We start from the raw sequence: 13,199 nt of genomic DNA, 5'->3' as shown, positions 1-13,199 counted from the left end.
CCGCGGCTCTAGATCGCGCAGGCGTGACAAGTTTTTACAGAAGCTCGTGGGAAACAGGGCGCGACAGGTGAACGCGTCCCGACGAATGGGCAGGAGATCGCAAAGGAGCAGGAGTCAATGGACGGGGCTAGCGCAGGGGGCCACGCGCGTCACGGAACCAGCATGAGGAGCAGCCGACCGCGGCTACCTGCTGCGCAGTGAGAGCATGAAACCAACGCCCCGGACCGCCCTTAACGGCAGTGGAGTGCCGAGCGCGTCACTCACCTTGCGGCGCAGACGGCTGACCAACATGTCGAGACGATGGTCGAGGTAGTAGTCCGGCTGATGGCCAAGGGCCCTTGTGATCGCATCGCGCTGTACCGCGGTATTGGCACGCTCGAAGAGAAGGCCGAGCAGTGTGCGTTCCGATACCGTCAGATCGACCTGCTGACCGTCAGGCGCGACCAAGGTCCACCCATCGCCGACAAGCCGCCAGTCGGTACTTCGACCGGCACCGGCAGCCAGACCTTGGGTACGGCGGCTGATGCTGATCAGGGTAGCGGCGAGGAGGCGGGGTTCGACCGGCTTGACCAGATAGGCATCGGCACCTTTGAGCAGGCAGCGCTCCATCGTATCGGGATCGTCGCATGCGGTAAGGATCAGGATGCCAGGTGAAGTAACGCCGCGCAGTTGCTCGACGATGCCAAAGCCGTCCTCGCCCGCCAGGTCGAGATCAAGTATCAGCACATCACATGGAGCCTTCAGCAGCCCCAGGTAGAGCTCGCGTGCATCGGCATAGCTGCGCACTGAAAAATCCATGCGCGACAGCGCCAGAGCAACATGTTCACGTACGCCTTCATCATCTTCGACGATGCAGACTGCAACGCCCTTGCCAATCGACTTACTCATGTACTCCGCCGAAACCGATACGCTCGCACTCAACGCGCTGTCACTCCAGGCTACCGCGTATCACCCTCATTCCGGCACTGGTATCGGTACTCGTGACACAACTTCACCTTCTGCCGAGCCAAACCTCCCGGCCTCTTCGCGTCCTTACGTGCCAGCTCATGCCAGCAATACAGCAGATCAGCCTGCAGTGCGGGCCGGTCGCGACGCTCAGCCTTGACGTGGGCGTGCGAGCCGCCAATCGACGTGCTTGCACTAACGTCCGTAGGTGGCGATCACGCAGGATCGGCCTGCCGCCTTCTGAGGGAGCCGCACACCGCCGTTTGTGGACATCACCAGCCCGGCGTGCTCGCAGGTTGCACATCGTAAGCAGGAAGGCCAGCCCCTAGGGACTGGCCTTCCTGCCTATTCCGACCCCGCTCGAAGGCTGAACGTTCAGCCCGCCGGGCGACAGGCGGCGCCGGGCGCCGCCTCGCGGCACTCGATCAGCTTCAGCGCTACCAGCAACAGGGTGCCGACCACCATGACGCCGGCCGCCAGGTACAGCCCGGCCGCATAGCCGCCGAGCGAGGCCGCCAGCCAGCCGGTGACCGCCGGACCGATGATCTGCGCCGCGCCGTAGGAAAGCGTCATCTTGCCCATCATTTTCGCCGGACGAGTCGGGTAGTAGCGCCCGGCCATGGTCAGCACCAGGCTGACCATGCCGATGAAGGTGCCACCGAACAGCAGTGCCCCGGCAATCGCACCGCCCAGCCCGCCGCTCAAGGGCAGCAGGATGCCGACGATCTGCAGCACCGCGGCGAGGATCAGCGCATTGAGTTCGCCGGTGCGGCGCGCGATCAGGTCCCACACGATGCACGCCGGCGCGGCGGCCAGGCCGATCGCCAGGAAGGTCCACGTGCCCTGCCCGGCCAGGCCCGGCAGGCGGTCCACGATGGCGACGATGAAGGTGGCGCTGACCACGTAGCCCACCCCTGCGCAGAAGTAGGCAGCCATGAACAGGCGCAGGAACAGCGCGCTGGGCGGGTTGTCGTGCATGGCCTGGCCAGACTTGGTGAACGGGCTGCGATCCGGCGCCGGCAACCACGCGAGCGCCGGCACCAGCAACACGCAGGCAATGGCGCTGAAGGCGAGCCACTGCTCGCGCCAGTCCAGCCACTGGCTCATCAGCGCCACCGCCGCGGCGCAGCCGGCAATTCCCAGGCCGATGCCGGCAAAGTGGATGCCCAGTTCGCTGCGGTGGTTGTGGCGGATCAGCCAGTTGAGGATCAGGCCGGTGCCCAGCAGCATCGCCGCCGCACTGGAGAGTCCGGCGACGAAGCGCGACAGCGCCCACACCGCCAGGTCGGTGCTCAAGCCCATCACCACCGTGCTCAACACCGCCACCACCATGCCGATGCGGTAGAGGCGGTCCTTCAGCACCAGGTCGCTGATCGACGCGGCGATCAGCGCGCCCGACAGATAGCCGGCGTAGTTGAGCGCGGCCAGCCAGCCCGCTTCCGCCAAGCCCAGCCCGGCCTGCGCCTGCATCAGCGGCAGCAGCGGGGTGTAGGCGAAGCGCGCCACCCCCAGCGCCAGAATGAGGCTGAAGATGCCCGCACCGAGCACCTTCATGCGTTGTCCGCCTTCGTCCATCTCGCCCTGCTCCCCCTGATTCTTGCTGGTGTCGACACCATAGGGGGAGATAACATATCGACTCAAGCGATTTGTTCAGAACGCTTCAATCTCCACGAGAGATACACACATGGAACTCCTCACGCTGCGCACCTTCGCCGCCGTGGTCGACGAAGGCGGCATTCTGGCCGCCTCGCGCAAGCTCAACACCGTGCAGTCCAACGTCACCAACCGCATCCGCCGTCTGGAAGACGAGCTGGGCACCGAGCTGTTCTTCCGCTCCGGTCGCGGGGTCGAACTCGCCCCCGCCGGGCGCGTACTGCTCGGCTACGCGCGCAAGATGCTGTCGCTGGAACGGCAGGCCACCAACGCGGTACGCCAGGCCGGCGAGTCGTTCGGTGAGTTGCGCATCGGTGCCATGGAAACCTTCACCGCGCTGCACCTGCCCGCGGCGCTGCGCGACCTGCGCGCCGCCCACCCGGGGCTGGACCTGCGGGTATGCACCGACACCAGCGCCGCGCTGGCCGAGAAGGTGTTGTCGCACAAGCTCGACTGCGCCTTCGTCGCCGGCCCGGTGAACCACCCGGAACTGGCCTTCGACGAACTGCTGGTCGAGGAACTGGTGCAGGTCGCCGCCCCCGGCATCGATCCCTCGCGGGCGCCGCTCATCCTCTTTCGCGAAGGCTGCGTCTATCGCGCCCGCGCGCTGGCCTGGCAACGCACCATCGGCCACCCGCTGTCCGACGCCATGGAGTTCGGTACGCTCGAGGGCATCCTCGGTTGCGTGTCGGTCGGGCTCGGCTGGACGCTGATGCCCCGCCGCGTCGTCGAGCAATCCGCCCACGCCGCGCAGTTACAGGTCGGCAAGGTGCCGGACGAGATCGCCCACGTGCCCACCGGTATGGTCCGTCCCCAGGACCGGCCGCCGATGCGCGTGCTGCAAGCCCTCGCCGAAGCAGTCGCCGCGGCCGGTCGTCGCAGCGTACGGCAGGCACCGGACAAGGAAAAAGCAATCAATCCTTGACTCACCCCATGGGGTTCGACTATAGTCCTGTCTCTCCGACGCGGGGTGGAGCAGTCTGGCAGCTCGTCGGGCTCATAACCCGAAGGTCGCAGGTTCAAATCCTGCCCCCGCAACCAAATAAAATCAAAGGCTTACGCAATGCGTAAGCCTTTGTGCTTTGTGGGTCTGGCGTAAATCGATTTGGGGGCACCCCACCAATCGTGCCAACCGAAGCGGTTTCCGGAAACCCGGAGACGTCGGCCAGAACCCACCCAGAACCCAGGCTTACGCACACCGGGAAGGCGCCATGCCGACCCTCTGACGCTCGTCAGCGCTTTTTCCACTTTCCGGAGACAAGCGTCATGGCAAGCATCAAACCACGTGGCAAGAGCTGGCGAGCCGAAGTGTGTGTCGGTGGAGTTCGTCGTTCGAAGACCTTCGAGAGCAAAGAAGAAGCAAAGCGCTGGGCGCGGCGGCTCGAGGCGGCCGCCGACGACGGGCTGCTGATCGCCCGCCCCGGCGACAATGACTGCACCCTGGCCGAGCTGATCGAGCGCTTCATCGAGGAGCGCGTGATCGGCTGGCGCCGCACGCCCACGGCCGAACACCGCGAGATCGCCCGCCTTCGCGGCCTGGCCCGGACCGACGTCGCGCAGAAGATGATCTCGCGGCTGTGCCCCGAGGACTTCGCCGATCACGGTACGGGACGTAGGCGGGTCGCTAGGACGTCGACGATCTGTACAGACGATCTGCGAGGACTTCAACAACTTCGCGTGGCGCTCAAGATGATTCCTCCCGAACCTTCCGGACAGCCCACCGGCGCGCGATGCCAAGCGCCTCCGTGAACAGTAACCCGGCCCAATAGAACCTCTCAGTGGGACATCTACCCGCGCCCCGTCGGCTACTTCACAAATCCCGTATACCCGACGAAAGCTGTAGTACCATTTGCGTACGCCCATGCATGACCTGCTCACGCAGTCATCAAGGCACCAACCGCCCAAACCCCGCGGAATCAATCTAGACCCGGCGACAGTGAACACTCTCCGTCGAGCCGGTCAGCGGGGTTTCGCACGTCTTCGCCCTCTCTGCTCCGGCCGTACTCTGCATACCTGTTCGCCGAACAACGCGCACAGGTGCAGCATGAAGCAGAACCTCCCGGTGACCCAACGCGAGTACGTCGTTCGCGACGACTGCGCAATCATCTCGCACACCGACGAGAAGGGCCGCATCACCTACGTCAACGACGACTTCGTCGAATACGCCGGCTTCAGTCGTGAAGAACTCATCGGCCAGGCTCACAACATCATCCGCCACCCGGACATGCCGCAAGAAGCGTTTCGCGACATGTGGGCGACGCTCAAGGAAGGGCGTGCCTGGCAAGGTATCGTCAAGAACCGACGCAAGAATGGCGATCACTATTGGGTGAAGGCCACCGCCACGCCGCTTGCCGAAGGTGGCTACATGAGCGTCCGGATGAAGCCGACCCGGGGCGAAGTGCAGGCCGCCGAGGCGCTCTATGCAAGCATGAGGAACGGGAGCGGCCACCGACTGCACCGTGGCTACGTCCTGAAACCTGGCCTGCGGGGGCTCTCGGATCGTATTGTCCGCCGCTTCGAAGACCTTTCGCTGCGCTCGAAGGTTCTTCTTCCCATCCTCCTGGGCGGTTTGTTAATTGGCGGCGTCGGCGCAGTCAAGATGGAGGACCTGGAGCATGCCGTGCTGGCGGAAGCTGGCCGTGCCAATGCGTCCAGCCTGATCGATACTGCACGCAACGCGCGCAGCTTCTATGCGCGCCACGTCATTCCCAAGGCGTCGGCCAACGGGCTGCAGCCCACCCACGAATTCGCCTCGGACCCCAATGGCATTCCCCTGCCCGCCAGCGTGATGCGCGCGCTTGGTGAGATGTCCAACGGGGCCACCGGCAATCAGCTGCAGCTCTACAGCGACCAGCCATTCCGCTTCCGCCGCGCTGCGGATACTCGTCTGGACGCATTCGCTACCGAAGCCCTTGCTTACCTGCGGGCCAATCCAGGCGCATCGTTCTCCCGCATCGACGAGAAGGACGGGCGGATGGTGATGCGACTGGCTCGCGCAGATGTGATGGACAGTCAGACTTGCATAACATGCCACAACGCCCATCCTGACTCCCCGAAGCGCGACTGGCGCATGGGTGACGTGCGCGGCGTCATTGAGGCAAGCGTGCCGCTCGATGCGCTCGCGGCCGCCATTCACCGTCCTGCGTTGACCACGCTCGCAGTTTCGTTTGCCCTGGGCACGGCCCTGATCGCACTGATCTGGTGGCTGATCGGCGTGCAGAACAAGCGCCTGGACCGGGTTGGCGAGATCGCTCACCAGATCGCGCTCGGCAACCTGCGTGTTGCGGTTCCGGCGGGCAAGGGAGACGAAATTGGCAGCATCTTCAATCGCCTGCAGATCATGCGCAATCGTCTGTTCGAGATTGCCTTTGAACTTTCGCATGGTGCTCATCATCTGGCGGCGGCGTCTGGCGAACTGACCGGGGCGAGCAAGACAACCGCGGATAGCGCGATGCGCCAGTCGTCTTCAGCGTCCAGCATGGCCGCAACGATCGAGCAGTTGTCGGTTTCCATCGATCACCTCGAGGACAACGCGGTCACTGCACACGGGACCACGGCCGAATCCGGGGAGGCTGCCCGTCATGGGGCGGAAGTGGTGCGTCAGGCGGCCACTCAGATCTCGCGCATCGCCGAAGCGGTCACCCATGCGGCGGAGAGCCTCGGCGAGCTTAAAGGCATCTCTGCGGAGATCGGACAGATCGTCGCCACGATCAAGGAGATTGCCGAGCAGACCAATCTCCTCGCGCTGAACGCCGCCATCGAGGCGGCCCGTGCAGGCGAAACCGGCCGTGGCTTTGCCGTCGTGGCGGACGAGGTGCGCAAGCTTGCCGAACGCACTGCCGGGGCAACGGTAGAGATCTCACGCATGGTCGAACAGATTCAGCACCGGACGGGAGCGGCTGTCGCGGAGATGGAAACCGGTGTCGAGCGCGTTGGACAAGGGGTGAGCGCGGCTACTGGTGCAGGCGACTCGGTACAAGTCATCCAGGACAAGGCCAACACTGCCATTGGTGCGGTTGATGAGATTCGCACCACCCTGCGGGAGCAGTCGGTCGCCGCACGGGAGGTCGCAAGAGGTGTCGAAACCATTGCACAGATGGCGGAGCAGAACGCCGCGACGGCTGAGCAGACCCATAGCGTCAGCCTTCAGGTAGACGAGATCGCCCGCACGGTCGAACGCCTGGCCGGCCAGTTCAAGGTCTAGCGCCTATCGCCCACCGCTGCGATCCGTTTGTGTTCCACACCGCAGGAAACTCGTTGATCAGCCTCAATGGCTTACCCCATCCCACGGAACTAGAATTCCCGGACAGGAGCCTGCGAGTGCCCCAATAAAATGGTGACAGCTTGTGTTCACACCATCCGATAACAAGAATCTCGACTCGATCAAACGAAGCGCCGACACCAGGCCCAGAGCTGGCATGAACCAGACGGCACAGACCGGTACCACGGCGCGCATCCTTCTGGTGGAGGATGATGAACTTGTACGCCGAACGCTCAAGCACGGCATGACGCGCGCCGGATTTGAGGTCTCGGAAGCCCCGGACGCAGAAACCGCCCGCCAATTCGTACAGACGTCCCCTGCCTTCGATCTTGCGGTGCTCGATATCACGCTGCCGGACCAGAGCGGCATCAAGCTGGCGGAATGGCTGCGCCACAACGCCCCGACGCCCTTCATCATCCTCTCGGGCAATGCTGACGATACCGTCGTGCGCGCGGCAATCGCATGTGGCGCGCTGTGCTATCTGCTCAAGCCAGTGGACATCGGCCAAGTGGTGCCCGTAATACAGGGCGCACTGGCACGCGGCGAGGACATTCGCCAGCTTCGTGAAGACCGCCGCCAGATTGAGAACGCCCTCAACGCCGACCGCAGTGTCAGCGTGGCAGTCGGCATCCTCATGTACCGTGATGGGCTGTCCGAGGAAGCAGCGTTCGAGCAGCTGCGACGGTTGGCCCGCAGCCGGCGCGTTCCGCTCGGCGATCAGGCCCGTGACATCATCAATGGCGTGATGGCGCCCAATGACGGCAAGAGGGCTTGATGAACGCCTCTGCGCCCCCGCTCGACATCCTGATTGTCGAGGACGAACCGTCCGACGTGTTCCTGGTACGCAGGATCCTGCGCAAAGCCGGGATGCGAACCGAGCTTCGTCACTGCATTGACGGTATCGCTGCGCTTGAGTTGCTCGAAGACGCAACTGCCCGACCGCAGCCCCAGCTCATCCTGCTCGACATCAACATGCCGCGCATGAACGGGCACGAATTCCTTGCCCGCCTGCGCAGCCACCCGCAGGGCGGAAATATTCCGGTAATCATGCTCAGTACGTCGTCCAGCGAGCACGACATGTCGCGCGCCATGGAACTCGGAGCCGATGCCTACGTTACCAAGCAGGCAGACCTGGCCGCCTTCGGTGCCGGCTTGCTCGGGGCGCTGCGCCGCCACGGTGGTCGCAGCCTCACCGGCGAAGACGGCACGGAACAACAGAATCAGCAACTGCGCATCCTGCTCGTTGATGGAGCGCCCTCGGACGCTCGACAAGTCCGGCAGATACTGGATGCGCACTGGCCGGGCAGCTTCGACCTGCGCCAAGCCGGCTCGATCAGCGAGGTGGCAAACCAGCTGTGTCACTGGCAGCCGGGAATAATACTGCTGGATTTCAAGCTGCCCGACTCAACCGGACCGGATACGGTCGAACGCCTGCGGACACTGGCCGGACGCACCCCGATTGTTGTGCTTACAGGGGACGACGACGACGAGACGGCGGTCCGTGCGCTTGAGGCTGGCGCGCAGGATTACCTCGTCAAGATGCCGGCCAGCCCGCGTGAGTTGGTTCGCGCAATGCGACACGCACTCGCCCGCGCACGCCTTGAAGAACGGGTTGCCGAATCCGAAGAGCGCATGTCACTCGCGCTCGCCGGCGCAGAACTGGGCTTGTGGGACTGGAACATACCGGACGGTCTGCTCACTATTGACCGTCGTTGGGCCGGCATGGTCGGCGAGGACGAAGGCGTACGGGAAGTCGGGGGGGACGGCTGGCTTGCCCGCGTCCATCCAGAGGACCTGGGCGCAGCCCTTTCGTCCCTGCACGACCATTTCCGGGGCAATACCCCCGGATTCCGCTTCGCACATAGGCTCCGCCACCGCGACGGCCACTGGGTGTGGACGCAGGCCGCCGGCAAGGTACTGCAGCGTCAGCCCGACGGCACCCCGCTGCGTGCGGTGGGAACGATGCAAGATGTCGGTGACACCAAGCGGCTGGAGGCCGATCTGCTTCGCCTGGCGACCACGGATTCGCTCACAGGGCTCGACAACAGACGGGTGTTTCTGCAGAAGCTCGAGCACGAACTCGCTCGCCTGCGCCGCCGGCCCGACACTACGTCAGCGTTGCTGATGATCGACCTCGACCACTTCAAGGCGATCAACGATGCATGGGGGCATCAGGTCGGAGATGAGGCCCTGCGGCACTTCGCCGACACCCTGCGCAACACGCAGCGAGAATCGGATGTTTGTGGGCGCCTTGGAGGGGAGGAGTTCGCGGTGATGCTGCCGGATACCGGCGCACATGCAGCACTGCAATTCGCCCGTCGCCTGCGCGATCGCCTGGCACGCAGTCCGCTTAGTCCGACTGGACGCAGCCTGCCGATACGCATCAGCGTCGGCATTACCGAGCTTCGAGCAGCCGACGACACTACCGAGTCCTGCATTTCGCGTGCGGATGAAGCGCTGTACCACGCCAAACGCCAGGGGCGTGACCGGGAGGTGTGTTACGAGGACCAACACCGCCGATGATCGATAGAGCTCGTGCCGAACATCTGCGCCATCAACTGGCGCTCGAGGCAGCCGGAATCGGCTATTGGGACTGGGACCTCATCACCGATCGGGTTGAATGGGATGCGCGCTGCTTTGAGATGCTTGGCTATCCAGTCGGCGCTTTTGCGGTCAGCTACCAACGCTGGAGCGAGCTTCTGCATGTGGAAGACGTCGAGCGCACTCAGACAGAGGTCCAGCGTCAGCTTGAGCGCGGCGATGCCTTCGTGATCGAGTTCCGCATGCGCAAGGCTGACGGCAGTTGGCTATGGGTGGAAGGTCGCGGACGCACGATGGCCTGCGATGCGAACGGCAGTCCGACGCGCATGCTGGGCACCCACGCCGACATCACTGCCCGCAAGGAGGCTGAAGCCACGCTGCGCATGATCGCAGACCTGCAGTCGGATTTCATCGCTTCGCACAACATGCAGGCGCGCTTTGCCCAGGTACTTGAACAGTGCGCCGAGCTCACTGGATCGAGCTTCGGCTTCATTGGCGAAGTACTACACCACCCGGATGGTCGCCACTGCTTGAAGACATTTGCGCTTACCGGAATGGCGCATCAGGTGGCCCCCGGATCTGCACCGGACTGCGAGGAGGCCGGCCCCCTGCTTGCCGCTACGCTCGCCGGCAGTCGCACGCTTGTCCTCAACGACGGTGTTCCGGCCGAGCTTGCCGCTTTTCTGCCTCACGGACATCCTTCACTGCACAACCTGATTACGTTGCCGCTCAGATACGCGGGCAGTACGGTCGCCCTGATCGGTCTGGCGAACCGCCCGGGCGGCTACGATCACCGTATCGCTGACTTGCTCCAGCCATTGCTTGGCGCCGCCGGCAATGTGATCGCCGCAAATCGTGCAAGACGCGCCGAGTCCGGGCTGCAAGACGATCTGCGCGAGAAAAGCGACGCACTGGCTCGCTCCAACGCCGATCTCGAGCAGTTCGCCTACGTCGCCTCACACGACCTTCGCCAACCGCTGCGCATGATTCACAGCTACGTGCAGATACTCGAGGACGATCTGCATGGCATGCTTGGCGATGAACAACGGGAGATCATGCGCTTCATCCGCGAGGGCACCTTGCGCATGGACAAGATGCTGATCGGCCTGCTCGAGTACTCGCGTGTCGGACGAGGCGGCGAACCGCTGAAGCCGGTCAGCGTGCGTGCCGCACTTGATGAAGCCCTGCTCTTCCTGGTGCCGCAGATCGAGCACACCCGTGCGCTGATCGACATCAGCGGGTCGTGGCCTACGCTCACCGCGAGCGAGAACGAGCTGGTCCGACTCTTCCAGAACCTTCTCGACAACGCGCTCAAGTACCGCCAGCCTCAAGTAACTCCGCACATCTCGGTCACCGCAGAGGCGGTCGCGGGCGGCTGGCGTTTCTCCATTCGCGACAACGGTATCGGCATCGAGTCGACCGAGCAGGCAGAGCGCTTGTTCAAGGTCTTCCAGCGTCTGCACGGCCGCTCGCGCTACGACGGAGACGGCATAGGATTGGCGCTTTGCCGACGCATCGTCGAACGCCATGGCGGACGGATCGGGGTCCGGTCGGAAGGCGCGGGGCGTGGATGCTGCTTCAGCTTCCTATTGCCTGGAAGTCGTGACGAAAGTGGCGCATTCGATTGCTGACCGATACTCCAAACGGGTGCATAATTCGTCCCGCCACACCTATTACTAAGCTCATAGCGAATACGCCCTTTGAATGAGAAATCTTCCCGCAAACTGCTGATCGTTGAAGACGTCCCGTCGACACGGATGCTCATCAAGGGCGTACTGGGCAAGGAAGGCTACAACATCCTGCTCGCAGAAAATGGCGCCGAGGCGGTGGAGATTTTCGAACGTGAGCACCCGGACGCCGTCCTCATGGACGTGATGATGCCGGTCATGGACGGTTTCGAAGCCTGCCAACGGATCCGTGCCCTCGACCGCGACGAGGGCACACCCATCATCATGCTGACCGGTGCCGAAGACATCGACGCCATCTCGCGGGCCTTCGAGGTCGGCGCGACCGACTTTATTACGAAGCCGATCAGTTGGCCCTTGCTCTCGCAGCGCATCCGTTACGCGATACGGGGCGGTCAGCTTGTGCGACAAGTACGGCAAAATCGATTGCACGAAGCCTCTGCGCAGCGCATCGCGCAGATCGGATTCTGGAGTTGGCACCCCGCTACCGACCACTTCGAGTGGTCGACCGAGCTCGCGGAGTTGCTGAATTATCCGATGGACGAGATCACCACGCTGAATGATCTTGTCGATCACGTGCAAACGGATGATCGCGAACGAGTCCGCAGAGCCTTTCGCGGCGCGGCAGCGTCCGATCTGCGCATCGACCTGGAAATGCGGCTGGTCGGCAACAGCGGCGAACGAATCCTGCGCATGACGGGCGAACGCGGCGTGGAAGGGCGGGATCTCGACAGGCTCTACGGCGCAGCGCAGAACATCACGGACAGCCGCAAGGCTGAAGCCCTGGTCGATTACCTCGCGTTGCACGATGACCTCACCGGCCTCGGCAACCGCCGCCTGTTCAGCCAATCACTGCGCCAGGCCCTCGAGCAACGACGCAGCGAAGGGCACGGGGGCGTACTGGTTGGCTGGATTGATCTGACTCGTTTCCATCGGCACAACGACGCCATGGGCGAGCAGAACGGCGACATCCTGTTGAGCCAGGTGGCGCAGCGCCTGCGGTTGCTCGCCATCGACGGCGCCGTGGCGCGCGTGGGGGGCGACGAATTCGCCGTGCTGCTGCAGGATGCAGGCACATCCGATCTGCGGGAGCGCTTCGACCACCTGATGGACGCACTGACGCAACCGTTCAGGGTCGGCGAAAAGGAAGCCTTCCTGGGCGTTTCGGCAGGCGTAGCGCAGTATCCCGAGCACAGTGCCGACGCCGAACAGTTGCTGACGCTGGCACAGGAGGCGCAACGCGTTGGCCGCGGCCAAGGGCGACGCGTCGTCCAGTACGATGAGCTCACCACGCAGAAGCGCAGTCCCACACTCGACGTGGAGCACGCGTTGCGGCGCGCCCTGGAGAACCAGGAGTTCCATCTTGTGTATCAGCCCCAGATGGATCTTCGCTTCGGCCGTATCGTCGGGGTCGAGGCGCTGCTCCGCTGGAAGCACCCTGAACGTGGTCTCGTTTCCCCGGTCGAGTTCATTCCGGTGCTCGAAGAATCCGGCATGATCGACGCGGTTGGCGCCTGGGTGATCGACGAAGCGTGCAGTCAGGCTCGCCATTGGGAACTGGCTGGCACCCCGCTACGGGTCGGTATCAATCTGTCGCCGCAGCAGTTCCTTGATCCGCGTCTGTTCGACACCATCGTAGGCACGGCCGAACGGAGGGGCGTATCCCCGAAACGTGTCGAACTGGAGATCACCGAGAGCCTTGCGATGCAGGACCCCACGCGGGCAATCGAGCTGCTCACCAGGCTTCGCGGACTGGGTTACAAGATCGCCATCGACGACTTCGGCATCGGTTACTCGTCGCTGGAGTATCTGTTGCGCTTTCCGATCGACACCATCAAGGTCGACCGCGCGTTCGTGCGCAACATCACCAATTCGCAAGCCGACCGGGCCATCGTCGGCGCGATCACGGTGATTGCCCGTACCCTGGGCATCAACACCATCGCGGAGGGCATCGAAACGATGCGTCAGTGTGATTTCGTCGAAGCCTTGGGTATCGGTGAGATCCAGGGTTATCTGATCGGCAAACCCATGTCGCCACGCGAGATCGAGCACCTGATCGTCAGTTTCCGCCGCCCCGGCAGGGAGCCTGAGCAATAGAGCCGGGCAATGGAAGA

Annotated in this window: 9 protein-coding genes and 1 tRNA gene; 8 read left to right on the top strand and 2 right to left on the bottom strand. The window is 63.7% G+C overall.

The annotated features are described in order from the left end of the window. Positions 1-183 precede the first annotated feature (183 nt). Both IAI53_RS03095 and IAI53_RS03090 read right to left on the bottom strand, forming a co-directional pair. The gene (locus IAI53_RS03095) at positions 184-888 is read right to left on the bottom strand and encodes a response regulator transcription factor (protein WP_187716678.1); all 705 of its coding nucleotides are present in this window, start codon (positions 886-888) and stop codon (positions 184-186) included. 432 nt (positions 889-1,320) lie between these two features. After that, entirely contained in the window at positions 1,321-2,520 is a 1,200-nt protein-coding gene (locus IAI53_RS03090; RefSeq protein WP_187717935.1) for a YbfB/YjiJ family MFS transporter, read from the bottom strand. A gap of 109 nt (positions 2,521-2,629) precedes the next feature. Here IAI53_RS03090 and IAI53_RS03085 point away from each other — a divergent pair, with 109 nt between their 5' ends. The 8 genes from IAI53_RS03085 (at position 2,630) to IAI53_RS03050 (ending at position 13,182) form a co-directional block, all read left to right on the top strand. After that, positions 2,630-3,523, top strand: a complete 894-nt coding sequence (locus IAI53_RS03085) for a LysR family transcriptional regulator (protein ID WP_187716677.1) — start codon at positions 2,630-2,632, stop codon at positions 3,521-3,523. Between the two features lie 39 nt (positions 3,524-3,562). Further along, positions 3,563-3,639 (top strand) — tRNA-Met (locus IAI53_RS03080). Positions 3,640-3,864: 225 nt separating this feature from the next. Further along, on the top strand, positions 3,865-4,347 hold the full coding sequence (locus tag IAI53_RS03075) for a hypothetical protein (RefSeq protein WP_187716676.1): 483 nt from the start codon (positions 3,865-3,867) through the stop codon (positions 4,345-4,347). A 295-nt stretch (positions 4,348-4,642) separates the two neighbouring features. Further along, on the top strand, positions 4,643-6,802 hold the full coding sequence (locus IAI53_RS03070; RefSeq protein WP_187716675.1) for a methyl-accepting chemotaxis protein: 2,160 nt from the start codon (positions 4,643-4,645) through the stop codon (positions 6,800-6,802). Between the two features lie 214 nt (positions 6,803-7,016). Then, positions 7,017-7,634, top strand: a complete 618-nt coding sequence (locus tag IAI53_RS03065; protein ID WP_187716674.1) for an ANTAR domain-containing response regulator — start codon at positions 7,017-7,019, stop codon at positions 7,632-7,634. Next, positions 7,634-9,382, top strand: coding sequence for a diguanylate cyclase (locus IAI53_RS03060; RefSeq protein ID WP_187716673.1), 1,749 nt, complete (start codon positions 7,634-7,636; stop codon positions 9,380-9,382). Before IAI53_RS03065 ends, IAI53_RS03060 begins: the two co-directional genes overlap by 1 nt. Next, entirely contained in the window at positions 9,379-11,031 is a 1,653-nt protein-coding gene (locus IAI53_RS03055; RefSeq protein ID WP_187716672.1) for an ATP-binding protein, read from the top strand. The genes IAI53_RS03060 and IAI53_RS03055 overlap by 4 nt, the downstream gene beginning before the upstream one ends. A 69-nt stretch (positions 11,032-11,100) precedes the next feature. Then, a complete protein-coding gene (locus IAI53_RS03050) occupies positions 11,101-13,182 on the top strand; it encodes a putative bifunctional diguanylate cyclase/phosphodiesterase (RefSeq protein ID WP_187716671.1) in 2,082 nt (693 codons plus the stop codon). Positions 13,183-13,199: the final 17 nt, after the last annotated feature.

The sequence above is a fragment of the Thauera sedimentorum genome, from assembly GCF_014489115.1.
In the GTDB taxonomy this organism is placed as follows: Bacteria; Pseudomonadota; Gammaproteobacteria; order Burkholderiales; family Rhodocyclaceae; genus Pseudothauera; species Pseudothauera sedimentorum.
The sequence above is the reverse complement of the archived record's forward strand: the minus strand, read 5'-3'. Positions and strand labels throughout refer to the sequence as shown.